At 45.8% G+C, this 24,505-nt stretch carries 21 protein-coding genes; 9 read left to right on the top strand and 12 right to left on the bottom strand.

Going from position 1 to position 24,505, the window contains the following annotated elements; genetic code table 11:
• Positions 1-4 precede the first annotated feature (4 nt).
• A complete protein-coding gene (locus tag L1076_RS15315) occupies positions 5-997 on the bottom strand; it encodes an ABC transporter substrate-binding protein (protein ID WP_104037737.1) in 993 nt (330 codons plus the stop codon).
• Positions 998-1,338: 341 nt separating this feature from the next.
• Between L1076_RS15315 and L1076_RS15310 the strand changes: the two genes are divergently transcribed.
• The 4 genes from L1076_RS15310 to L1076_RS15295 all read left to right on the top strand — a co-directional run bounded on the left by L1076_RS15310 (position 1,339) and on the right by L1076_RS15295 (position 2,753).
• Complete coding sequence (locus tag L1076_RS15310; RefSeq protein WP_038876592.1) at positions 1,339-1,629, top strand: DUF134 domain-containing protein; 291 nt, start codon at positions 1,339-1,341, stop codon at positions 1,627-1,629.
• Complete coding sequence (locus L1076_RS15305; RefSeq protein WP_237303935.1) at positions 1,626-2,129, top strand: NifB/NifX family molybdenum-iron cluster-binding protein; 504 nt, start codon at positions 1,626-1,628, stop codon at positions 2,127-2,129. The genes L1076_RS15310 and L1076_RS15305 overlap by 4 nt, the downstream gene beginning before the upstream one ends.
• Positions 2,129-2,332 (top strand): (Na+)-NQR maturation NqrM, encoded by a 204-nt coding sequence (nqrM, locus tag L1076_RS15300; RefSeq protein ID WP_038876596.1) that lies wholly within the window; start codon positions 2,129-2,131, stop codon positions 2,330-2,332. The genes L1076_RS15305 and nqrM overlap by 1 nt, the downstream gene beginning before the upstream one ends.
• 226 nt (positions 2,333-2,558) lie before the next feature.
• Positions 2,559-2,753, top strand: coding sequence for a hypothetical protein (locus L1076_RS15295; RefSeq protein ID WP_038876598.1), 195 nt, complete (start codon positions 2,559-2,561; stop codon positions 2,751-2,753).
• A gap of 72 nt (positions 2,754-2,825) precedes the next feature.
• On the opposite strand, the gene fusA is transcribed toward L1076_RS15295, so the two are convergent.
• From fusA to L1076_RS15275, 4 genes are all read right to left on the bottom strand, one after another.
• Complete coding sequence (gene fusA / locus L1076_RS15290) at positions 2,826-4,844, bottom strand: elongation factor G (protein ID WP_105068061.1); 2,019 nt, start codon at positions 4,842-4,844, stop codon at positions 2,826-2,828.
• Positions 4,845-5,153: 309 nt separating this feature from the next.
• Positions 5,154-6,140 (bottom strand): N-acetyl-D-Glu racemase DgcA, encoded by a 987-nt coding sequence (gene dgcA / locus L1076_RS15285; protein ID WP_237303934.1) that lies wholly within the window; start codon positions 6,138-6,140, stop codon positions 5,154-5,156.
• A gap of 26 nt (positions 6,141-6,166) precedes the next feature.
• Positions 6,167-7,171, bottom strand: a complete 1,005-nt coding sequence (gene dgcN, locus L1076_RS15280) for an N-acetyltransferase DgcN (RefSeq protein ID WP_039975545.1) — start codon at positions 7,169-7,171, stop codon at positions 6,167-6,169.
• Between the two features lie 136 nt (positions 7,172-7,307).
• Complete coding sequence (locus tag L1076_RS15275) at positions 7,308-8,192, bottom strand: LysR family transcriptional regulator (protein ID WP_045408081.1); 885 nt, start codon at positions 8,190-8,192, stop codon at positions 7,308-7,310.
• A gap of 234 nt (positions 8,193-8,426) precedes the next feature.
• On the opposite strand from L1076_RS15275, the gene soxR reads away from it, so the two are divergent.
• Positions 8,427-8,864 carry a redox-sensitive transcriptional activator SoxR gene (soxR, locus tag L1076_RS15270; RefSeq protein WP_038864987.1) on the top strand — a complete coding sequence of 146 codons (438 nt, stop codon included), beginning with the start codon at positions 8,427-8,429 and terminating at the stop codon, positions 8,862-8,864.
• A 40-nt stretch (positions 8,865-8,904) separates the two neighbouring features.
• Here soxR and L1076_RS15265 read toward each other — a convergent pair whose 3' ends face one another.
• Entirely contained in the window at positions 8,905-9,753 is an 849-nt protein-coding gene (locus L1076_RS15265) for a hypothetical protein (RefSeq protein ID WP_038864988.1), read from the bottom strand.
• A 195-nt stretch (positions 9,754-9,948) separates the two neighbouring features.
• Here L1076_RS15265 and L1076_RS15260 point away from each other — a divergent pair, with 195 nt between their 5' ends.
• Complete coding sequence (locus L1076_RS15260) at positions 9,949-10,422, top strand: ASCH domain-containing protein (RefSeq protein ID WP_237303933.1); 474 nt, start codon at positions 9,949-9,951, stop codon at positions 10,420-10,422.
• A 53-nt stretch (positions 10,423-10,475) separates the two neighbouring features.
• Here the strand turns inward: L1076_RS15260 and L1076_RS15255 are convergent, their stop codons facing one another.
• The 3 genes from L1076_RS15255 to L1076_RS15245 all read right to left on the bottom strand — a co-directional run bounded on the left by L1076_RS15255 (position 10,476) and on the right by L1076_RS15245 (position 13,265).
• On the bottom strand, positions 10,476-11,039 hold the full coding sequence (locus L1076_RS15255) for a GNAT family protein (protein ID WP_237303932.1): 564 nt from the start codon (positions 11,037-11,039) through the stop codon (positions 10,476-10,478).
• Positions 11,040-11,072: 33 nt separating this feature from the next.
• The gene (locus tag L1076_RS15250) at positions 11,073-11,660 is read right to left on the bottom strand and encodes a class I SAM-dependent methyltransferase (protein ID WP_237303931.1); all 588 of its coding nucleotides are present in this window, start codon (positions 11,658-11,660) and stop codon (positions 11,073-11,075) included.
• A gap of 87 nt (positions 11,661-11,747) precedes the next feature.
• Positions 11,748-13,265: a phospholipase D family protein gene (locus L1076_RS15245; protein ID WP_237303930.1), complete on the bottom strand. Its 1,518-nt coding sequence runs from the start codon at positions 13,263-13,265 to the stop codon at positions 11,748-11,750.
• Between the two features lie 589 nt (positions 13,266-13,854).
• Here L1076_RS15245 and L1076_RS15240 point away from each other — a divergent pair.
• The 3 genes from L1076_RS15240 (at position 13,855) to L1076_RS15230 (ending at position 18,732) form a co-directional block, all read left to right on the top strand.
• Entirely contained in the window at positions 13,855-15,012 is a 1,158-nt protein-coding gene (locus tag L1076_RS15240; protein WP_039840444.1) for an efflux RND transporter periplasmic adaptor subunit, read from the top strand.
• A gap of 13 nt (positions 15,013-15,025) precedes the next feature.
• Positions 15,026-18,184: an efflux RND transporter permease subunit gene (locus L1076_RS15235; RefSeq protein WP_237303929.1), complete on the top strand. Its 3,159-nt coding sequence runs from the start codon at positions 15,026-15,028 to the stop codon at positions 18,182-18,184.
• Between the two features lie 281 nt (positions 18,185-18,465).
• A complete protein-coding gene (locus L1076_RS15230; protein WP_005429553.1) occupies positions 18,466-18,732 on the top strand; it encodes a hypothetical protein in 267 nt (88 codons plus the stop codon).
• A 687-nt stretch (positions 18,733-19,419) separates the two neighbouring features.
• Here the strand turns inward: L1076_RS15230 and L1076_RS15225 are convergent.
• From L1076_RS15225 to L1076_RS15215, 3 genes are read right to left on the bottom strand one after another with little or no spacing between them, the layout of a single operon-like run.
• Positions 19,420-22,521, bottom strand: a complete 3,102-nt coding sequence (locus L1076_RS15225; protein ID WP_039975534.1) for an efflux RND transporter permease subunit — start codon at positions 22,519-22,521, stop codon at positions 19,420-19,422.
• Positions 22,518-23,846 carry an HlyD family secretion protein gene (locus L1076_RS15220; protein ID WP_237303928.1) on the bottom strand — a complete coding sequence of 443 codons (1,329 nt, stop codon included), beginning with the start codon at positions 23,844-23,846 and terminating at the stop codon, positions 22,518-22,520. Before L1076_RS15220 ends, L1076_RS15225 begins: the two co-directional genes overlap by 4 nt.
• Positions 23,833-24,489 carry a TetR/AcrR family transcriptional regulator gene (locus L1076_RS15215; RefSeq protein WP_039975531.1) on the bottom strand — a complete coding sequence of 219 codons (657 nt, stop codon included), beginning with the start codon at positions 24,487-24,489 and terminating at the stop codon, positions 23,833-23,835. The genes L1076_RS15220 and L1076_RS15215 overlap by 14 nt, the downstream gene beginning before the upstream one ends.
• Positions 24,490-24,505: the final 16 nt, after the last annotated feature.

Genomic DNA, 24,505 nt, shown 5'->3' with positions numbered 1-24,505 from the left:
AGTCTTACAGTGCGCCTTGCACTTTTTTAGCTACGTCTTGAGGAACCCATGCGGTCCAAATTTGTGGGTAGTTTTCTAGGAAATGGAACATGGTTTCTTCACCGTCAGCTTGATTGTCTTCCATCCAAGCCAATAGCTGGTTCATGTCCGCATTCGTAAAGCCACGCTTAGAGAAGTAGTTATAAGCCTCAGGAGAACGTGAAGCGAACTCTTCTGTAGTAATGGTATGAACAGGTGAAGGTGGGTACATGGTTGGTTTTGGTGCATCACATTCAGGTTGAGTTGTACAGTTCACAAACTCTTCTAAATCGATGCCGCTACCGAAATCGACTTTCACCATGTCGTATTTCCCTAACACAGCCGTCGGCGCCCAGTAGTAGCCAAACCACGCTTGTTCACGTTCGTAAGCTTTTGCGATAGAACCGGATAGGCCAGCGCTTGAACCTGGGTCGATAATGTCAAAACCGGCACTTGCAAGATCCATCGCTCTGTATAAGTTACCCGCACTGATTTGGCAGTTCCAGCCCGCAGGACAACTGTAGAAAGCAGACTTACTTTTATCTTCTGGGTGAGAGAACAGCTTAGCGTGCTTCTTCACACCTTCGATGGTTTTCATTTCAGGGTATTGTTTAACCAGATAAGCAGGAATCCAGAATCCTTCTTCACCGCCATCAACTAGAGCTTTGCCGGCATAACGAAGGCGCTTTTCTTCCACACCTTTATCTAACGCATCTTTGAGACTGTTACTCCAAAGCTCAGGAGCAACGTCTGGTTGGCCTTTTTCGATCATTGAGGTGCCGGTTGGCATGGTGTCGCCAGGGATGAGTTCGGCATCACAGCCGTAGCCGTGCTCAAGAATAAAACGGTCCACGTTAGCAATCAGTGTCGCAGAGTTCCAGTTCATGTCTGCGATGGTAACCGTTCCACACTCACTTGCGTTTGCGTTGGTCGCTGCTAGCGCACCAATCGCTAGTAGTAAGGGAGTTTTGTACGTCATATTGAGTTTCCTTTCTCTAAATAGCCTACTTAGGGTAACTAATTAATCATTAGTGTTCAAACTAATGTATTAGATGAATTATAGTTTCAATTGTTAATTGGTGTGAATGTGTTCGTGAGAATTAGATGAAAATAGCCACATAAATTAAAGGTTTTTCTGATGTGAAGTGCGATGAATCGTATGGTGGTTTGTAATGCTGAGTGCTAATTTGTTAGATGTCTAAAGAATATTTCGCTTAGGCGTCGATTTTTGCAAACTAAGATATTGGCATATGCTAAAAACTGTAATTGGCATATGCCATAAACGGGCGTAATGTGAAGGCGTTATGTAGAGAGGTTGTCATGGCGAGACCAAAAATAGAAAGACGCATATGTGGACGTGCTGCACACCATTGTTTTAAACCCAATGGAGTTCCATTTTATGAACTCGAAAAAGTCGATATTTTGCCAGAAGAATTGGAAGCGTTGCGTTTGTCTGATTTCGAAGGGTTAAGCCAACAGCAAGCGGCCGAGCAAATGGGCGTCTCTCGCCAAACCTTCGGAAATACGGTGAAAAGCGCACGTTTTAAAGTTGCGAAAAGCCTAGTTGAGGGTCATGCATTAGTTTTTCCTGACCAGGAGTCAAACTCATGATTTATGCCATTCCAAACGACGGCGAACGCGTCGCCAACCATTTTGTCAAAGCACCGTATATTGCGATTTACTCAGATTCCGACGGTTTACTAAAGAACTTAGCAAACATCGCTTCTATGCCTCAAGCTGGCTGCAAAGCAAAATCACAACTTATTCAATCTTTGCAAGAATACAAAGTGGATGCGGTGCTGGTTCGCAACATTGGTGAACGGGCGCTAGGTAAGCTTTTGAGCAGCGGTAAGCAAGTCTTTAAGCTATCGACTCGCAGCTCACTGGATGATGTTTTAGGAGTACCACGTTCACCTCTCACGGTTGCCACGCAGGGTCGACCTTCAACCAATCACGCCAAAAAAGACAGTTGTAGAGGTTGTAGCAGTAAAAGCAAAGAAGTGCCTTCGTTATTACTCAATCCCAAACCTCAATCAAAAAAAGCACTCATGGCGCTTCGTCCGGCTAAGCTTAAAGCATTGGTTTCTTCTTACGTGAAAGAGGTGAAGTAATGGTTTGGCTATTCACTTTTTTAGGTTTCCTAACCATCATTTTGTTGATGTCATTGGGCGTGATCTTTCACAACAAACGTATTCAAGGCAGTTGCGGTGGCTTGAATAACGTGGGTGTAGATAAGGTCTGTAACTGCGAAATTACATGTGCTGAGAGCGAACGCCGTTTATATCAGATCCAAGAACCACGCTCGAAACGCTAGCGCTTGGCTCAAAGTTCGACGGCTTCACGTCATTTTAGTTATGAGCGTCTAATCCATTCAATGTATTTGCTAGCTTGTGTGTTGTCCGTGCAAACCAGTATTGAGCGAATTATGGAAATGAAATTAGATTAATATTGTCTAGAAGATCAAATTTTCGCTGGTCGATTTTTGCGCATTTTTTGTTCGCATCTACGCTTTAAGTTCGTCTTAATAAAGGAGAACCAAAATGGCTGTAATGAAACAGGATATTCCAAATCGCGTGACGGTTTACCATGACAATGTCGATCAGGAAAAAGAGTTGAAAAACGCGATGTTGCCAGAGAAACCTCGCTACTTTAACGGTTCTCCAACTTATCAGGCCGAAAGTGTGGAAGCGTTCGAAAGCAAGCTCAGCCAGATAGGTTTGTCACTTGATAAGTAATTTGATTAGTAATGAGAACGCCCTCTAGATTGAGGGCGTTTTTGTTGAAACCAGTGCTAACTTAACTTAACTTTACTGCGTTGCTTCGTCGCACACTTGTTTTTGTATGGCTGGCGGCGCTGGTTCGTAATGGCTGAGCGTCATATTGAAACTGCCTTCACCCCCAGTTATTGAGCGCAATCGTCGAGCATAATCTTGCAGTTCGTTAATTGGAGATTTTGCTCTTAGCATGGTGAAGTTCGCATCGATAGGCTCAGTACCCTCAATCAAGCCTCGGTTCCCTGAAAGATCGCCAGACACATCACCGACATTCGATGTCGGAATATGCAGTTCCATTTGAACAATCGGTTCCAATACAATTGGTCCGGCATTATTGATGGCATCTAGAAAGGCTTTTTTACCGGCGATCACAAAGGCGATCTCTTTTGAATCAACCGAGTGGTATTTACCATCGTAAACCGTTACCTCGACATCTTTGATTGGATTGCCAGAAATCGCTCCTTCTTCAAGAGCTTGTACAATGCCTTTTTCTACAGCAGGGATAAGTGAGGTTGGAATCGTTCCGCCGACCACTTTATTCACGAACTTAAAGCCAGTTCCCCGTTCTAGGGGGCGCACTTTCAACTGCACTTCACCAAACTGACCAGCTCCGCCACTTTGTTTCTTATGACGGTAATGTCCTTCAGCAGGCTTAGTAATGGTTTCAAAATACTCGACACTTGGTTGGCTGGTCTCCACTTCCAGTTTGTAAACAGAAGACATTTTCTCTAATGCCACTTTGAGGTGGAATTCACCCTGTCCACTAATGATGGTCTCGTTGGTGCGTGCGCGATGTTCAATTCTAAGCGATGGGTCTTCACTGGCGATTTTATTAAGCACATCGCTGAGTTTTTGCTCATCGCCTCGTTTGATCGGTTTGAGACACAGTGAGTACATGGAATCTGGGAAGTTGAGGGTTTTAAGTTGAACACCATCTTCTTCATGGGAGTCATGCACAATGGCATCAAACTCGAGCTCATCCACTTTGGCTAACACACAGAAGTCACCCGCCAACGCTTTAGGGATTTCACTACGGTCTTTGCCTTGTAATTGGTATAGGTGTCCGACTTTAAATGCTTTGTTGTTTTCGCCTATGTAGAGTTGAGAACCGGCATTTATTTCGCCTTGATAGACGCGCAAATAGGCTAACTTACCCATATAAGGATCGACGCTGATTTTGTATACATGCGCGACGCTGCGTTCGAGTGCTTCACAATTTACTTTGACCTTTTTGCCATTTTTTTCAAGCAGTGGTGGGTTACCTTCATTTGGCATCGGCATGATTTCTGCCAACGTTCTTAAGAGCAGTTCGACGCCTGCGCCCGTTTCAGAAGAAACAAAACAAATTGGGATGACGTGACCTGTTCTTAACGCTTCCTCAAATGGGTCGTGCAGTTGTTCTGCTGTCAGTTCTGAGCCTTGTTCGAGATAGAGTTCCATTAAGGCTTCATCGACCTCAATAACCTGATCAATCAGAGTTTCGTGAGCATCTTCAACTCGTGAAAGCAAAGTGTCACGTTCTAATTCTGGCTCAAAATAACAGTCGACCACGGATTTGGCATCGGCTGAAGGTAAGTTGATTGGTAAGCAGTTGTCACCGAAGTGTTCGATGATGTTTTCCATCACGGCTTCAAGTTGATTACCGTGATTGTCGAGCTTGTTGATGATGATCATCTGGCACTTTTGCTGCTCTTTAGCAAAAGCGAACAAGCGGTCAGACGTTTGGTTGATGGGCATTTGTGGGTCGATGATCAACGCGGAAGTTTCAACGGCAGGGAACACGCTGAGTGTGCGTCCGAGTAATTCACTTTGTCCGGGAGTGTCGATGATATTGAGGCGGTGTTTGTTCCAACTTAGGGCGACTGGGGTGGCTTCGATACTGTGTTGATATTGGATGGATTGTTGGTCGAAATCGGTCACCGTATCGCCTTTTTCCACACAACCTAAATGGTTGGTAGCTTGGCAGGTGTAGAGCAGTTTTTCTATCAGTGTGGTTTTGCCGGTACCCGTTTGACCGACAAAGGCGACGTTGCGGATCTTATTGATAGGCATAGAGCCTCCTTGCAAATGACGTGCGAAACCGAGTGAGCCTTTAGCGGCCAATCAACGGTTCCAAAGCAAACCTGATATCAGGCACGAACTGCATTGGAGTAGGGCGGGTTTACCGCCTTTTCGTCTTCCATGTCATTTTTCGGATGACTCTATACATACAACCACCACCTTGCTGAAAAAGCGCATTAGAGGTTACTACGGTATTAGCATGCCGTAATAACCCCGTAATTTATGTGACTTATTTCATGCTGACGGTGATTGTTTTTTAATCTAGGTCATGAAATGGGTGATGGGGTGATCACTGATCCTTTACAGGACGATTTCACCTTCTCGATATACCAAAGCAGGCTCAACATCTTGACCCAGTAAAACCGGACCATCTAAGTCGACCACTTTCGATTGAACAGCGATAGGTAGTGCTGCTCGCATCGCCAATGAAGTGCCTAGCATGCAACCAGACATCAAGGTAAAGCCAAGGCGTTTCGCTTCTTCTGCAAGCAGTAGGGCTTCGGTTAGACCACCCGTCTTGTCGAGCTTGATGTTGACCATCTCGTATTTGCCTACCAATTCATGCAATTGTTGGCGCGTATGGCAACTTTCATCGGCACAAAGTGGAATAGGGTGCGAAATGTCTTTTAGCTTGTCATCGTCATTCGATGGCAAAGGTTGCTCAATCATTGCGATATTCAATGGCGCTAGCGCGGCAAAGGTGGCGTCTAAATCCAGTTCTTGCCATGCTTCGTTCGCATCCAGCACGATCATCGCATCGCCTGCCGCTTCACGAACAGCGCGTACACGCTCAATCACTTGTTCGCCATCGAGCTTCACTTTAAGTAGTTTTGCGCCTTGTTTGATGTAGTTACGAGTCTGGTTTGCCATCGCTTCTGGCGTGTTAATCGACACGGTCATCGCAGTGACAATCGATGCTGGCAGTTCAAATAAATCTTGAGTGTGTTGCTTGCCCGCTAGCTTAGCTTGTAAGTTCCACATCGCGCAGTCGAGTGCATTACGTGCCGCACCACCAGGGAGAAGGGTTTGCAGCTTTTCTCTGAGGGAGACTATGTTCGCGTCACCTTTGGCAAATAAACCTTGTAGTTCATGAGCGGCTTGAGAAATGGCTTTGATCACCGATTCCACCGACTCGCCGTAACGGGGGTAAGGCGTACACTCACCTTTGGCGCTGATGCCGTTTTGCTCTATGGTTACTCGCACCACGTGACATTCGGTTCGACTGCCACGGGAGATACGGAAAGGCGTCGCCATCGCAATGGTGACGGGCTCTACATGAATTTTCATCGCGTCTACAATCCTTAAATCGCAACTTAAATCGCAATAATGTGTTGAGCAATTTGCTCTACGCCAAAACGCACAGGATCGGTCACTGGTACTTGGTATTGCTTACTCCAATCTTGGCAAAGCTGTGCGGCATCATCTTCACTGATTGCAGAAGTATTCAAGCAGATTCCGACAAGACGTGTGTCAGAGTTTGTTAAACGTGCAGCTTGTAAATTCGCTTCGATGGTTTGTTCAATCGTTGGCAACTTAGCATGAGGAAGGTTGCGAATGTGCGGGCGACCGATCTCGTGACACAATACCAAAGCGTCTGCTTGAGCACCGTGAAGCAAGCCTAAACTCACACCAGCAAAAGAGGGATTGAACAGTGAACCTTGCCCTTCAATGATGTCCCATTCATGGTCAGTAAACTCTGGGCTAATGGATTCCACTGCACCGGAGATAAAGTCCGCGACAACAGCATCAATCGAAATACCGCTACCAGCGACTAAGATGCCTGTTTGACCTGTGGCTTTAAATTCTGCTTTACAACCAGATTGCTGTAAGGCTTTCTCAATTGCGAGGGCTGAGAACATTTTTCCAACCGAGCAGTCGGTGCCAACCGTTAGTAAGCGTTTACCTGAGCGCGCTTTACCATTGCCCACTTTCAGCGATTCATCGTAATGGCGTACATCGTGCAACTGGGTTAAACCGCGTTGCTGTAAGTCATTCAAAGGCGCAAATTCAGAAAGACGTTGGTGCATACCTGATGCAATTTCAAACCCCATTTCCGCTGCCTCTAGTAATGTCGCCTGCCATGATTCAGGAATAACACCACCAGGATTTGCTGTGCCAATCACCAAGGTTTTTGCACCTTGCTGCTGAGCTTGTTGCAGCGTCATATCTGTTAAACCTAGGGAGACGGTTTCTAACGTAAGGCGAAGTTGCCCTAAGCAAATTTCAGGACGCCATTGATGAATGCCTCGCGCGGTTTTTGCGGCGAGTGGGTCGGTGACGTCGCCGAGAAATAGTAAGTAAGGTTGAGCGATTTGCATGATGGTTCCCTCTGTCATTCAATATGTTTTCAAGTAATGGCGTTTTCAAACAATGTAGCCAGTTTGAAGAGGGAAGCCGAATGCCTATTTGTTGTGCGCCTATAACTTGAAGTTATGGACAAAGGTAAGCACTAAATTACTGATTCACCTGATGCTTTACGGAATCAATAAATAGCTTGGTAGAAATGGACTGTGGGGTGTGCTCGGCAAATAATATAGACACTGAAAACGACAATGTAGGAGAGAGTGAGCGCACGCTGACTGCTTCATCATGCTGATATTGTTTTGCGGTCCAAGGATCAACAATGGCGAAACCCGCGTGGTGTTTGACTAACTCTGCCGCAGCCGCGTAACTGCGCACCGTAATTGGATGTTGGTAGTGTTCGTCGCGAGCGGTTAAGGTTTGGTGCAGCAATAAACCAAGCGGGTCACGACTGTCCAAGCCGATGATTGGCAAGTCGTGCTGAATCAAATCATCAAACGAAATGGTCTCGTCGTCCGAATTGAGCGCTTCTTTTGGCGCAATTAGAACAAGTTGTTGCTTAAGTAAAACCTCACTCAAAATCGCGGGAGGGGCTTCTTCACCAAAGGCAATCGCCACATCCAATTCGTGCTTAAGCAAGCCTGAACATAGCTCATCACGGTTTGCCGTTAGTAGTTCAAACGATATACCTTGTTGCTTGGAAAGAGTGGCAACGGTTGGAGCAAGCAATTGGGAAGCCAATACGGGGGGAGCTCCAACTCTCAAGTGTTGAGTGCCTTGTTTCACCTTATTGGTGAGCGAGCGAAATTGGCCGAGTTGCTGATAGACCTTCTCTGCTTCTGGTAACAGTGCTTTGGCTTCTTGCGTTGGCACCAAGCGACCTTTGACGCGTTCGAATAAAGTAAAGCTAAGTTGCTGTTCCGTATGCGCAAGCACCCGAGTGACGTTTGGTTGAGAGACATGTAACAAACGTGCAGCGCCAGAGACTGTTCCGGTTTGCATGATGGCATAGAAGACTTCCAGTTGTCTTAAGTTCACTGCGCTTTCCTTTGCGTTTATTGAGCAAGATGAGAATCTCTAATTTACTTCATTAAGGATTGCATCTCTATATGGATGTGCGGTTCTGGTTTGTGAGAGGAAATCATATCGCACCAAACATAGTTGAAATGATTGTATTTTCTTCGTTTTTGTCTGCTTGAATATGTTAACGTGGTGTAACTTCGAACCTCAAGCATACTTGAGGTAAAGCGCTTTTAGAAAAAGGATGAAGAGATGGAAATCAGTGTTGGTGAAGTGGCAAAGCGTTCTGGCGTTAAGGTATCTGCATTGCACTTTTACGAGCAAAAGGGGTTAATTTCAAGTTGGCGGAATCAAGGAAATCAACGCCGTTATCATCGTAGTGTGCTACGTCGTGTAGCGGTCATTAAAGCCGCGCAGCAGGTGGGCTTGTCATTAGAAGAGATAAAGCAAGCACTTGAAGAATTACCTAAGCACCAAGCACCGAACAAAGTTCAATGGGAAACCATGGCAAGCCATTGGCATGAGCAGTTAGAGCAGAAAATTCAGAAACTCAAGGCATTGCAAAGTGACTTAGGTAGCTGTATTGGCTGTGGTTGTTTGTCATTAGAAACTTGTGCATTAAGAAACCCGGAAGACGTATTAGGGAAAGATCATGCAGGGTCGAATTTGACGCTAGATGAAGAAGGGTGAACGCCTTCTCCACCCGCATACTTTAAGATTTGAATGTGGATTATTGTTCTGCGGCTGAGTACAGCAAGCGTTCGAATCGTTCATGGCCATGAAGAAGTTCAAGGTCTTGCTCTTCCGCTAGCAGGTCTCGAATTGATGGGCTGGTGTCTATCGCACGTTCAAGATCTTCAATCGCTTGTTCTTCTATCCCTAAGCGAGAGTAAGCACAAGCACGTTGATACAACGCTGGGCCGTTGGTGTCATCGACTTCAAGTACGCGGTTACAGAGGCTCAACGCCCAGTGGTACTCTTTGATTTCCATTGCTGCGTCTGCTTTGTATGTAAGTGCTTCTAAATCTCCAGGTCGAACTAGTAAGATCTCATCGTAAATATCGATACGCTGCTCAGGTGTTTGTGAGCTTTGTGCACGCAACCATAAGTTGTGGATTTCGTTGATTTTCTCAATCTCTTTGTTGTTCTCACTGATGATACGCGTTTTGCGTTTTAAATCGCGTTCTAATTCTAGGAATTTTTTCTCATATTCTTGAGCAATTTTTTCGAGGCGTTTGTCCGCCATTTCTGTGGTGTTGTTCTTAAATTCGCGAAGAGATTGCCAACCAACAAAGGCGATCAAAGAAGCGACACCAGCAATGATGTAGAAGAAGTAAGTGACCGTTACGTTGGCGTAGTTCAACGATTTGTCCGCGACAGTCAGTTCACGATCGGTGATTTCGACGATCATTCGTCGCTCCAGATCTTGTTGTTCCTGACGCAGTGATTTCAGTTCATCGAGGATGTAGCGTTCCATCAATGGTCTGTCTAGCATCTCGGACTCTGAGTATTTTTCTTCTGATGCAAGAGTTGGAAAAGAGAGCAGAGCAGCGAAGAAGATGCCGATGATTAAGCGCATAGAACGTCCTTTTGCGTCGAGAATGGATGGATCTCTGAAACCATAGCAAATACCGACAAGGTTTAGCAAAAAACAGATGAAAAATGCTTGTTTTATAAAGCGTTCTGATGGGCTCGTATCTTGTTCTTTTGATGATGAATGGATACTCTTTCCGGCTAGTAAAGCGATGGAAAAGCAGAACCAAGGAACAGAAGTATGGACGCCAAAGCACAAGCTTATCTCACCCATTATATGGAGACGCTCTCTCAACAAGAGCAAGCAGCGATTCCCTCAGTAAGCGCTGATTATTATTGCGCTGACGAGTACAACGCCAATACCTGTGCTGAGCTGGTTAGAATTGGCCAGAAAACGGCCTCTTGTAGTATGGAGCTCTGGTACAGCGAACACGGAGAGGTGATGCCTCAAGTCGGGCACTTACAAGTGGTGACCAATTGGGGCGGCGAACCTGTTTGTATTATTCAAATTACAGACGTCAGTACCTGCCGATATTCGGACGTGAGTGAAGAATTTGCCCAAGCTGAAGGGGAGGGCGACCGCTCGATAGCTTGGTGGCGAGAAGCGCACACTAAACTCTTTAAAGCGGAATGTGAGGAGCTTGGCATCGAGTGGCACGATCAACGTTTATTGGTGCTTGAGCGTTTTAGAGTGGTTTACCCTATATCCAAGTAACCCAACTAAAAAGGTTTGGCGCGTTGCCAAGCCTTTTCATTAAATACGATGATTTACGCCAATTGTTCTTGGTTATAGAGTTGTTGGAGCAGCGCTTGCCATTCTTCTCTTAATACGCCGTATTTGATGGAGTCGTAGTACTCGCCTTGGTAGTAACGTACTTTACGAATCCGGGCTTCCTGTTGCATGCCAAGCTTTTCTGCGCAACGCATCATTCTTGGGTTACCAGACCACGTTGTTAAACCAACTCGTGCTATGTCTTGGGTTTCGAATATATGGCTAATCCAAGGTACTAGCGCACAAAACCCCAACCCTTTGTCCCAAGAGTTTGAATCGTAAATGACGATGCCAGCTTCAAGCCAGCGAGTGCTCTCACATTCCCAATACCAACTCACTGAACCAACGGGCTTACCTTCGAACTCAATCAATAACATGTCTTCACCTTTCAGTAGGCGTTGAAAGGTGTGGTTACGAAAGCCTTCTAATGTCGGTGTTTGATAAGGGAAGTAAGGACCGTTGAATTGCGCCCAGCGTTCATCCTCAGTGATGAGCTTATAGAGCGCTTTGGCTTCTTCCGGAACGGCTCGTCTTAATGTGACGCCTTGGAAATGGTACATAACACTCCTTTTAGTACGAATAAGAGTAACGAATTAACGTTTGACCGCAGTGACGCTGAACATGTTCCAATGTTTTGCATTGCCGAGAGCAGTGCTGCCATCTTCATCCCGCTCATGGAAGTGGAGAATGTCATATCCTTCAAACAATGCTTCGACTTGCTCTCTGGTGAACGCACTGATGTCTGGATGCGTTTTGGCTTTGACCCAAGAGTCTTTCACGCCCAGTAAATCCCCACAAAAAACACCACCGGAGACTAAGGCTGAATCGATTCTTTGCCACACACTTTCGAAGTGTTCACTAGGGCAAAAGAACAAGCTCGCACTGGCAATCAACAAGCTGCATGGCGGGTAATCAAAGTCACTAAAGCAAGACTGCGATATGGAAAAGTTAGGATTGCCTTCGAAACGCGTCAAGCAAGTTTCCACCGCATCTTGATGAGTGTCAAACGCGTAAACGGTAAAGCCTTGATTGAGGAGGTAGTTGGAATCTCGACCGGTACCGCATCCTGCATCAACGGCGATTTTGTTGTCGAGCTTAAGCAGATTGGCGGCACGTTCTACGTTTGGTCGGTGAGGTTGGCTCGCAACCTTTTGATAGTAATCGTTCCATGTTACTGACATTGAGATTCCTTTCTTATGCGTAAAAACGCTACTCAGTGCTGAATAGCGTTTTGATTTAGGTTTGTTGACGTTATCTTCGCTGGGAAGTTAGAGCTGGTCCTCGATTGGCAGAATACCCGAGAACCAAGCGCCCATTTTTCTCCACACGCTGGCTTCTGGCTCTGAATCAAATTCTTCGCCTGTTGCTTGATCAATCCATGCGATATCACCGTCTTTGATGATGAGTTGATAGGCGTTTTCTTTCAACTGTTCTGGCAAAACGGTTTGTTGCTTTTGCACGTATTCTGGTTGCTCTATAACTACGCCCATCTCTGTATTGAGCTCAGCCGAACGCGGATCCCAATTCATCGAACCTACAAACAAGGTTTTCCCATCGATCATCATGGCTTTGGCGTGCAGACTCGCTCGGCTGCTACCGGTTAAGCTCCATTTGCTTTTGATTTTCGCGCTGGCTTTTACTTCCCATAGTTTAATGCCCGCTTTAACCAAATCTTCTCGGTACTTGGCGTACCAACCGTGCACAGCAAATACATCGTTTGATGCCAAGCTATTCGTCACGATGGTGATATCTATCCCTCGTTTTGCCGCATCAGTCAGAGCTTTTGTTCCGGATTCTGTTGGCACAAAGTAAGGGGAAATCAGGACAAAAGAATCTTCAATGCTCTCAAGGAGTTCACCTAAGTTCGCGACCAGTTGGCTTTCTTGAGTGGCAATTTTATCGGGTAAATCGAACCACACTTGGCCTTGTCCCCAATATAAGTTCAGTTTGCCTTGTTGGAGCTCCTCATACAGGTCTAACTCTTTGAAGTTATAGGGACCAGTAGAAAACTTCTCTTCCAATTTTAGCTTTTTCACTTGCGCTTGAATCGCATCTTCTGCCACTTTTTCAGACTCAGGCACAATCCATTCCATTGGGATGGCATAGAGACTATTCCAATACAAATCGAATTGGTCCGCCGTTTGCGTCACGGACTCGCCATAAAGCATCAAATCGAAATCACCAAACTCGACATTGGACTCGAAAGAGAAGTATTCATTACCAATGTTTCTGCCGCCGACAATGGCAGACACACTATCGGAAATCAGAGCCTTGTTGTGCATGCGACGATTAAGGCGGTCAAAGTCACTTGCCAGTGCAAATACACGCGCATCTCGATATTGGTGTGGGTTAAACAGTCGGATTTCGATGTTTGGGTGAGCGTTCAGCTCTGCCATTCCTGCATCGTTTCGCTTTTGCATGTCATCTAGAAGCAGGCGAACGCGTACACCACGTTTTGCTGCTTCATACAAACGCCACGTCATTAGCTGACTGGTTTCATCACTGCGGTAGATGTAGTACTGCAAATCTAGGCTTTTTTCGGCAGATTCAATCAGTGCGATTCGAGCTAATAGCGCATCGTTTCCCTGATTAAGAGGGTAAAAGCCAGTGTCTGAGTTCGGTTTTTTGTCGTAGCTTTCAAAAAATTCTGCCAAAGATGAGTCATTTTGATAACCGAACTGAAAGCTGGTGGATTTCTCACTTGGATCTCTTGGCTGAATTGAGGAGCAAGCCGAGACAAGTACAAGCATTGAACCGAGTAAGGCTTTAGAGAGAGAACGTAGCAATGCACACTTCCTTGTTAATACACAACGTAACTCTTTGATTATATATCAAGCTTTAAATCTGGGTAATGCGAGTGATTGTAGCCAAGTCGCAGATTTCTCAATAAACCAACCGAATCGGAATGACTCGATATGGTTTTTGGAAAGCATATTATTCGGGCGGACAATATCATGTTTTTTACTTATGTTTTGCTCGGAAATGGTCAATATCACTAATATCTGGTGGTAATTACCAACACTGCACTGAGAGAAATTACCGTTTCAGCTTAACTTATTGATATTTAAAGGGTAAACGTTTGGCATGACGATTGCGTATAAACAGTGAGCGTGAGAGGTCGTAACTTGCGGAGATGGTTAAGTTTTTGTTAATTTTATTAACTTGCCATGGATAGTTCTTTTGTGATTGATAATCGCGAAACACAGCGGAAGCACGGCGCTCTTATAAAGTTGTCTATTTCAGATGCAAACACTCACTGTTTGTCCGCGGGGAGTAGGAGATTGGGTTATCGAACGTTTCGTTTGTTAATTCATCTCTAAGGCTAAGGCCTGACGGGGATGAACAGGAGAATACAAAAATAAAAAAGGATTTTTGATGTTAGCAAAACCAGTATTACGTTGGCTTTTACCCTTCGTCGTAGTTGGTGGTTCTTATGCGGGTTATGCCGCGATTGCCGCTACTGCGCCCGAAAAAGAGTCAATCAAAGACACCATTACTGAACCCACAGTACAAACCTCTTCACTTTTTCCTACCGATCATAAAGTTGTTATCACCAGTCACGGTGAAATGCGTCCATTCGAAAAAACGCACCTAGCAGCGCAAGTTAGCGGCGAAGTGATCAGTTGGCACCCAAATTTTGTGACGGGTGGAATCGTAAAGCGTGGTGAAGTGTTATTCACGATTGAAAGTGATAACTATGAAGCGGCTGTTCTACAAGCAGAAGCGGGCTTGGCAAGTGCACGTGCTGCGTTGATCGAGGAACAAGCCAAAGCGGAAGTCGCAAAACGCCAAGCGAAAAAGTTAAGCGACAAACAAGTCACAGACCTTTACTTACGTAAGCCCCATGTTTTGAGTGCTCAGGCGCAAGTCAAGTCTGCACAAGCTGCGTTGAAGCGAGCCAACCGTGACCTAGAAAACTGTAAAGTGATTGCGCCATACGATGCACTTGTTGTTGAGCGTGATATCGGTGTGGGGCAGTTTGTCTCTTCCGGCTCTCGCGTTGCAACCTTAAACAATATCGAAGTGGCGGAGATCCACGTTCCTATCGCTGGTTTTGACAGTGCATTCCTTCCTGAATCTTTGAAAGAGCTACGTGCGACTGTAACGCAGCAAGGTATTCTATCGACCACACGTGAAGGTAAAGTCGTTCGCGATCTCGGCATGATCGACAGCGCGACTCGCATGATCAATATGGTGATTCAAGTTCGTGACCCATATGGTCTAGACAACAATCAACCACCGATTAAGTTTGGTTCATACGTTGAAGTGAGCTTTACTGGCAAAGAACTCAAGCACATTTATCGTCTCCCTCAGGAACTAGTTAAGAACCGCACCGTTTGGGTTGTGAATGGCGAAAATGAACTGCAACCTAGAACGGTTAACGTACTTCGTGCAGAGGGCGAGTTCCTACTTGTTGGGGAAGGTCTTGAGCAATCTGACAAGCTGGTTCTGACGTTACCTGAGTACCCGCAAAAAGGCATGGCTGTCCAAGTCGCAAAAAAGAGTGACGACTCCGAAACCGTCGTACAGTAAGTAGGAGTCAATCATGGAAGAGAATCAACAAAAGGGCATCATTGCCTATTTTGCGAATAACTCTGTCGCCGCGAACCTAATGATGGTGTTCATCATCGTAATGGGTATCGTGAGCTTCATGTTCATTCAACGACAAATGTTCCCGAACGTTGAAGTTAACTACATCAACATTCGAGCGGCTTATCCTGGTGCGTCTCCGCAAGAGATTGAAGAGAGTATCTTGGTTAAAGTCGAAGAATCGATCAAAGACGTCACTGGCATCAAAAAGACCGTGGCACGAGCTTCTCGAGGCAGCGCTTATGTATCGATAGAAGTGGATGTGAATGCTGACATCAAACGCGTATTGGACGATGTAAAGCAACGGGTAGATACCTTATCTAACCTTCCTGCAGGCATGGAACCCATCAACGTTTATCAGGTGGAATGGCGACAAGAGGTGATAGAAATGGGCTTGGTGGGCGATAGACCACTGGAAGAGCTCAAACCTATCGCTAAACAAGTCGAAGACGAATTACTGCAACTGAAAAATGTCATGCTGGTGGATCTCAATGCACCAGAAGAAGAGATTGCTATCGAAGTTGATCCGCTGATTCTTCGTAAATATGACTTAACATTAAGTGATGTGAGCAACGCGATTCGTCGTTACTCAGCGAACTTTTCTGCAGGTGAAGTAAAAACCAACGCAGGCATGATCGCAGTACGTATTGAGAACCAATACTACCGTGGTGATGAGTTCCGCAATATTCCAGTTAAGCTTGGCGCAAACGGTGCAAAAGTTCTGCTACAAGACATCGCAACGATTAAAGACGGCTTCACAGAAGAAGACCGTTACTTCGAATACTCGGGGCAAAATGCGATCTACATGGCGGTTCAAGCCACGCGTGATCAAAACATCATCCCAGTTGCTGAATCCGTTCGTAACTACATCGAAGCAAAGAACAAAAACTTACCTGATGACATTCAACTGAAAGTTCTCGTTGATATGACCTACTACCTAAATGGTCGTCTCGACATGATGCTGAAAAACCTTCTTCAAGGTGCCGCGTTGGTTGCCATCATGCTCTCGGTATTCCTTCGTTTCCGCTTAGCAATGTGGGTGATGTTGGGGCTACCAGTGTGTTTTTTAGGCGCAGTAATGATGATGCCAATGCTGGGTATCACCGTGAACATTGTGTCTTTGTTTGCCTTTATCATGGTGCTCGGTATCGTGGTGGATGACGCCATCGTAACCGGGGAAAGTGCCTACAGTGAGATCGAAGAGAAGGGCGGTGGTGTTGAGAACGTTGTGACGGGTGTTAAGCGTGTCGCGACTCCGGCAACCTTTGGTGTGTTAACCACGATAGCGGTGTTTGCCCCATTCCTACTCTCAAGTGGGATTGATAGTGCCTTCTTCTACGGCATTGCGGGTGTGGTGATCCTGTGTCTAATCTTTAGCTTGATTGAATCAAAGCTGATCCTTCCAGCTCACTTAGCACACACTAACTTTACACCAATCAAAGCAGGCGGTTGGCGTGATAATTTCAACAAGCGCTTCTTCGGCTTTGTTAATGGTCCTTACCGAAGCTTCGTTAAGGTTTGTACTCATTGGCGTTGGACCGTGTTTGCCTTTTTCTGTGGTCTGTTGTTGATTAGTGCTGCTTTAGTTAGCTCGAACTACGTGCGTGTGATTCCAAGCCCGAAAGTACCAACGGATTATCCGGCGATTACGATTGAGATGAATGACACGGTATCGAGCAAGCAAACCATCAATGCGTTAAAAACCATTGAAGGCGTGATGCAGAAAATCGAGAACCAGATCATTGATGAGCATGGTCAGGGGATGATTCGTGATGTGCTTTCTTATAACCGAAGTCGTACTGAAGGTCGTATTCTTGTACCGCTTGTGGATGAAGAACTGCGTCCATTCAATACCTTTGAACTTGCACGTCGCTGGCGTGAGGCAATGCCAGTTATTCCGGGCATGAAGAGCTTTAAGATCCGTGAGCAAAGTGCAGGTGGCGGTGACCGCGACGAGTTTGGTTACTTGCTGTTTGGTTCGGACATTAACGAGCTAAACGAAGCGGGTCGCTACTTGATTGGTCGCCTCCAGCAAGAAGAAGGTCTGTACGATATTTCTTCGTCTATCGATTCCGGTAGTAAAGAGGTACTGCTATCACTTGCCCCTGTTGCTTATGATTTGGGTTTGGATCTCACCATGATCGCAGAGCAAGTCGGTGGCAGTTTCTACGGTGGTGAAGCGCAGCGCATTATTCGTGATGGCGAAGAAATTAAGGTTATGGTGCGTTACCCGCAATTGACGCGTGAAGCCTTCTCATCACTGCGTTACGCTGTGATTACCACGCCAGCAGGCAAGAAGGTCATGCTTGGTGATGTGGTGAAGATCAACGAGCAACCGGGCGTGAGTACCATTCGACGTGAAGGCGGTTATCAAACCGTTTATGTCTATGGCTCTATAGATGAAGAGTTGGTTGAACCTCAAGAAGTCGTGAAAGTTATCGACGACAACATCTTACCGGACATGAAGCAAGCCTTCCCAAGTGTGAAAACGGAATTGGGTGGTGACATCGAAGAGCAAGCCGCACAGCGTAACGAGCAAATCATGTTCTTTATTGCAGGCATGATCATCGTATACATCTTGCTCGCCGTGCCGCTTAAGAGCTACACCCAACCGCTTATCGTCATGTCGGTGATTCCGTTTAGCTTAACGGGGGCGATTTGGGGACACTTCTGGCTGGATATGGACATCAGCATGATGTCGACATTTGGTTTAATTGCGGCAGCGGGTGTGGTTATCAACGATTCCTTGGTGATGACAGATTATGTTAACCAAGTGCGAGAAAAAGGCATGAGCATTAAGCAAGCGGTTGTTGAAGCTGGCTGTGCACGTTTTCGAGCGATCACGCTGACGTCTATTACCACCTTCGCTGGTGTACTTCCTATCATGTTTGAAACCAGCTTGCAGGCGCGTTTTGTTATCCCGATGGCGGTCGCGCTTGGTTTTGCCGTTCTGTTTGCAACTGTCCTTACCTTGATTCTGGTGCCTTGTTTGTACCTGATGCTAGAGGATATTAAAAACATCTTCCGCATTGTTAAACGATTCTTTGGTCGTTTGATAGGTAAGTTCAAATCACAGTCATCAAACACTGTCGGTAACGAAAGCACGCAAAGCTAGTTTCACCTAAAGAGAAAATCTAAAGCAGCCTTCGGGCTGCTTTTTTTGTGCCTTAAGCGAACTGAAATGGACTATCTATACTATAAGTTGAGTGAATGGTTAAATATTAATAAATATCGTTGGTTAATTTAACACTGTGTGTGTGAAATTCGCCATTGAGCAGATGGTAGAAAAATAAACTTTTGTTTAAGTTGTTGATATTAAAGGTTTAAAAAGTTGGCATTCTATGTGCAATGTATAGAGTGCAACCCAATGAACTGCTAATCCCTAAGGAGCTTATTATGCAAAGCGTATTTCTATCTACTCTAGGTCTTATTGCTGTAATGTCATCACCAATCGCTGCTGCTAACACTCTAGACAAAGAAGAGTGGAGTGCGGATTTACGTCAAGAATTTACAACAATGAAGCATGAGGCGGTTGCGGACATCCAACAAATGAACATGGACGCTATTGATGAACGCGATGAACGCATTGTTAAACACATCAAAGAACAACAAGCTCAACTGGTAAAGATCAAATGCCAGAAGACAGAGGCAACCAAGTCATAACCTCTGACGACAAAGATTCCGTGTTAGTCACAAGGACGAGTGATTAACCAGAGTGCATCCGATACAAGCACGACGTTGGTGAGCAGTCAGCGTCAACCTTGTTGCTCTATTTGCCAACCTATTAATGGGTTGGCTTTTTTATGCCTGTTGATTGAGGAGGGGGCGCTAAAACTGGGAATTGAGTAGGAGAAATACGGCAGATAGAAAAAAGCCCGCGAAGAATACCTTCACGGGCGAAAAAAGGGCACCAAATTGGGTGTCTATTCATTTTGGAGATGGTCGAACGTCCATATCATACTGACAATAGGCTTGGTGAGAGGCTTACCACCAGTGCGACCAACGAGGCTAAAGTTAACATTGTTGTAATCATTGTTAAAATGTTAATTCTTCAATCAATGATTTCATTATCGTTAGTTCAAATTGTGAATGTGTTGTCTGTGTGTATTTATACTGTGCTAAATGTCGTTTTTGATAATAAAACTTATCATAAATCCTATAGTGATCATTGGGGTTGGTTATATAAAACTCGACATACCGCATTCTCAATTGTTCATATTTGCACTTAATGCCACATAATAACCCTGTACTTGTTAAGTGTTTGTGTTGTTTTTAACGCTTTTCACTGAAAACAAAAAGAGCGACCTAAGCCGCTCTTGTTCATTTTGATAAATTTACTTATCAGTCGTTTTAGATCTCTTCGTGTTTATGGACTAGGCCGAAGTCAGCTAAAATGGCATACGCGGCAGGGATCATAAATAACACCAGCAGAGTGGATGCGAAAATACCAAACACGATGGAGATAACCAGTGGTTGGATAACCTGTGCTTGTAAACTGGTTTCAGTCAGTAACGGAAGCAAACCTGCTGCAGTGGTCATTGATGTCAGGAATACTGCTCTAAAGCGCTCTCGACTGGCTTTGACTACCGAGTCGTGCACATTATCCCCTTCATCGACATGATGGCGTATGTACTGAACTAACAGAATCGAGTCATTCACCACTATCCCCGCTAGTGAGACGAAGCCCATCATACTTGGCATACTTAATGAGTGACCGAGTAAGATGTGTCCCCATACCACGCCAATAAAGGCGAGTGGAATCGCAAGCATGACCACGAATGGTTCCAAATAACTGCGGAATTGGTAACTCAGAATCGCAAACACGCCAAACAAACCAAGCAAGAAGCCTTTACCCATTGATGCCCCAGTTTCAGCGGTATCTTTGGCTTCGCCTTCAAAATCAAAGCGAAGACCAGGATACTTTTGCATAAGCTTTGGCGCTTCATCCTGTTGGAACTGACGAATAATGGCGGTTGAGTTGGCTTTCGTATTGTCGATATCGCCGAATACGCTCACAGTGCGTAAGCCATCGATGCGCTGGATTCTTACGTAATTACGTTGGAAATCCAAAGTCGCAATGGTCGCGAGTGGGATTTGACTGCCATCGGACAAGATAATTGGGAAGTTTGCCAATTGCTGTAAGTCACCCGCTTGTGCTTTATCGAGGCGAACTTCGATGGAAATATTTTCTACCCCAACTTGGATTTCGTCCGCGGTTTGGCCAAAGAAAGCTGCACGCAATTGATTGGCGATGAGTTGGCCGTTAATCCCGTAAGCTTCTGCGCCCGGACGCAGTTTTACCAAGACTTCTTCTTTACCCATACGCATGTCATCCAAGACGCCATGGACACCATCAAACTCATTCAAGTATTGCTGAATGTCGATAGAAGCTGCTTTGAGCGCATCCAGATCATCATGCTTCGCTCGAATTTCAATCGCTCGTCCACCCGGCCCCATGGTCGGTTGTTTAAATACCAGCGAGATAGGATCGGCAAGTTCACCGATGTCTTCGCGCCATGCATCGATAAATTCATCGATGAGTGTGTTACGACTCTCTGCACCCAGCAAATCCAGACGCACCGTGGCAATATGAGGGCCAGATTCATTCGCATCGGCGTTAGCATTGAATTGACTGGTGATGTGCAGAACCAATGGATTGCCGTCTTCCACTTTCTCTGTCCATTCTTTATCTAGCTTTTGAGCGGAAGCGACGATCTTATCGACGACGGCTTCCGTTTGAGACAGAGAAGAACCCGGAGGAAGAATAATGCGCGCTTCTGCAATGTCGCCATCCAGTTCAGGGAAGGGTTGAAACTTGAGTAAACCACCTACTAACGTGGCTGCGGAGATAAGAAGCAAGGCGACCACGCCACCCATAAAGGCATAGCGATACTCGACCACTTTATCCACTGCGTTGACCAAGGTGGTGTTGCGGAAGTTTTCAAAAGAAGCCAGCAGCTTTTGTTTGAACTTCGGTGTTTTTCGCTCTTGTTTTTGTTTATGCAGTGAATGAGAAAGGTGGTTAGGTAGGATCAAGAAGGCTTCCACCAAACTTAAACTCAGTACGAGGATCAGAACTTGAGGAACTGCTTTAAGTACCGCACCCATTTCACCTTGCAGGAATAACAAGCTACCGAAAATGCACACTGTGGTTAGGAAGGAAGAAATTACCCCCGGCAGTACCTTTTTCACGCCTTTAATTACGGCATCATCGATCTCTTCTCCTCGGTCGAGGTGAGCGGCGATCGATTCGGCAATAACGATGGCATCATCCATCATGATACCGATGGCCATGAGTAACCCAACCAAAGACATGATGTTGATGGACAGACCAAGTTGCGCCATCAAAAATAACCCACCTAAGAAGGCAACGGGTAAACCAGCTGCGACCCAAAAGGAATAGCGAAAACTAAAGAACAACCACATGGTGGCGAAGACCAGAATGATACCCTGCCAACCGTTTTTGACCATCATGGTCAGGCGATCCCAAAGTACGGATGAAAGGTCATTGGTCATTTGTAGCATCACACCGTCTGGCGCGATGGCTTGTTGTTCTTCGACAAATTGAGCAACACGTTCCTTGATACGTAGCGCATCGTCTTCTTTGTTTTTACTGACTTTTAGTAGCGCTGACGGGTGACCATCGAAGAGGACTTTCTGTTCGTCCAATTCAAATCGGTCGGTAATCGTCGCAATATCTCTTAGACGGATGATTGATCCATTTGGGCCAGAGCCCACGACGATAGTCTCAAGCTCTTCTGGCGTCACGCGTCTTTCGTCAAAGCGGATCAGAAAGTTCTTATCTGGCGTTTCGACATTACCACTTGGCAACTTGACGTTTTGACGACCAATCTGCTCAGCAATATCGCCAACACTCAAGCCAAGTTGGCGAATAGCTTGAGTGTCTAGCTCTACTCGGTATTGGTGGTCGGAAAAGCCAGCAACTTCAACCAAAGACACATCGTAATCGAGCTTTAACGTGCGCTTAAGTTGTTCTGCATAGGCTTTTAGCTCTGGCCATGTGGTGTCTGCGGTAATGGCAACGTCGACAACGGGCTCGTTCCAATCAAGCTCTTGCACCATTGGAGATTCAATCTCTTGAGGGAAGTCGTTAATAGAGTTGATTTGAGTTTGTACATCGACCAGCATGCGGCCAATATCAGCATCTTCATTCAGTTTTAAAATCAGTCTTGCTGAGCCCTCTATCGCTTCACATTGCGTTTCTTCAATGTTCGCGAGTCCATCGACGGCGTCTTCCATGCGTACACAGATGCTCTCTTCTACTTCTTGTGGAGAGGCTCCGGGATAAACTACGCCAGCCATGATGTAGGGCGGATCAAACTCCGGAAAGGTTTCACGCTTAATCGTAGATAGTGAAGATATCCCCAATATTAATAGCGTCAGCATCAACAAGTTGGCTGCGGTTGGGTGTTTGGCGAAGAATCGGATCATGAATCAGACTCCTCGGCTTTCTGTTCTGACTCAGGTGCGGCTTCTTTTAACAACATACCGTTAATCGCAGGCAGCAGGTCGTTGATGATAAGCTTTTGACCTTGCTCAAGATCGCCGTCGATCACCACGTGATTATCACGGCGATAGAGAACTTCTACAGCCACAATATTTAAGCGATTGTCTTCACCCATCAAGTAGATTTTGTCGCCATGTAAGGCTCGCTCAGGAATAACCCAGCTCGGATTCTCTTGCCCTTCAATGAGCGAGCGTACAAACATGCCATTAACCAGTGGCGGCGCAGAAGTCGGATTGAGTGAGCGGTAGTCTTGTTCGATTTCCAGAATCACTCCAGCGGTGGCTTGGCTTGGGTCTACCGTTTCGCTGATTCGAGCAACTTTAGCTGGCCAAGTTGCGGATAAATTGCCGCTGTTAAGCTCAATCGTGGCATGAATGGCTGACATGTCTGGGCGCGGAATACCCGATTCATCACGGCCAAATTCCCCAATACTGGAAGTTAGTGTCTGCATGTCATGAATGGACAATTGCGCTTCAACTTCCATCACGTCAATGCCATGCGCCGTCACCATGGTTTGTTGAAGGTTCACTACTTGGTTCTGTTCTATCTCGACTTCCGAGATTCGCAAATCGTAAGGTAGGGTAATGATGGTTTTATCGAGAGAGCGCTTTGCCTCGTCAACTTTTGATGTATTGACTTTGACTAACGCTTCCGCAACCCGCTTTTCATCTGGCATTAATCCGATTTGGTTTTCGATGTCCAAAACTAATTTGCGTTGAGAGAGTGCGCTTTGCTCTTGTTGATCAACATCCGATTGAGACGTTAAGCCTTTCTTACGCAGGTTTTGTTTGCGGTCTAACTCTTTGTTGGCGATAACCAAACGGTTTGCTTCGATCTTGAGTGTACTTTTGAGGTTGGCTTCTTCTTGAGTCAGCTTAGCCAAAGAGGTTTCGGCAGATTTGAGGTCGGCTTGAGCTTGAACCAATTTCAATTCGTAATCGAGAGGATCGATTCGCAAGATTTCCGTTCCTGCTTGCAACACCTGTCCTTTTTCCAGTTGCGGATGACGGTAAACAACTTTACCGGTCACTTCGGCTATCGCTTTCCATTCAACTTTCGGAGCGATTTTACCAAAGCCAATTGCGACAGGTGCTATCGCCTTAAGCTCTAGTGGAATTGTCTCGACCAGCCTTGCTCTATCACCTGCGGGTTTAACGGGTAAGTCTGGTTTAAGGCTAATCGCAAGAAAGAGGATAATGACGCCGACAGCAAGAGCAGGAAAGAACAGAAGCTTTTTATTGATTTTCATATTGGTCGCCCGAGTCTAGAAATCCATGTTTCATCAGTTGTATGTTGTGTTCGAATAATCGGTTCAAGAAGGCTTCAGAAAGCTCAATGCCATGAATCGCAAGTAAGGCCGGTGGTGCCATAAATGGGAACACCATGAGACTAATATAAGAAACGCGGCACAGTTGTGGGTCGGCGTCTTTGCGCAGAACGCCACTGTCGATGAGCTTATCGAACATAATGCCTTGCATCGGCTTGCTGATGTCAGCAAAGACTTTTTCTAGTAACTTACGTTGAGTCTCTGAGGGGGGCATATGCATGACTTGAGCAATCAAGCGGGGGAATTGCGGTACTTTGATCATCTCACGATAGTAGGTACGCATTAAGTCGAGGAAGTTCTTTTCATTACTGTCAGACAATAAGGCCTGCATTTGCTTTTGCATCGGTGACAGCGTTTCACGCAGCATGGTCTCAAATAACCCTTCTTTGTTGCCAAAGTAGTAGCGAATCATCGCCACATTCACCCCTGCTTTCTGCGCGACTAGGCGAGTAGACACCTTGTCGTAAGCCATAATGGTGAAGAGTTCGCGCGCATGGAAAATCAGCTTCTCCCTTGCGTCGATTTTATCTGTGGGTCTTCCCGCCCTTCGATGAGCTTCCGTCACAATCGTCTCTCAAGAT

This window comes from Vibrio sp. MMG023 (assembly GCF_021654215.1).
Classification (GTDB): Bacteria; Pseudomonadota; Gammaproteobacteria; order Enterobacterales; family Vibrionaceae; genus Vibrio; species Vibrio jasicida.
Note: the sequence above shows the minus strand (reverse complement) of the source record. Positions and strands in the feature narration are given on the sequence as shown.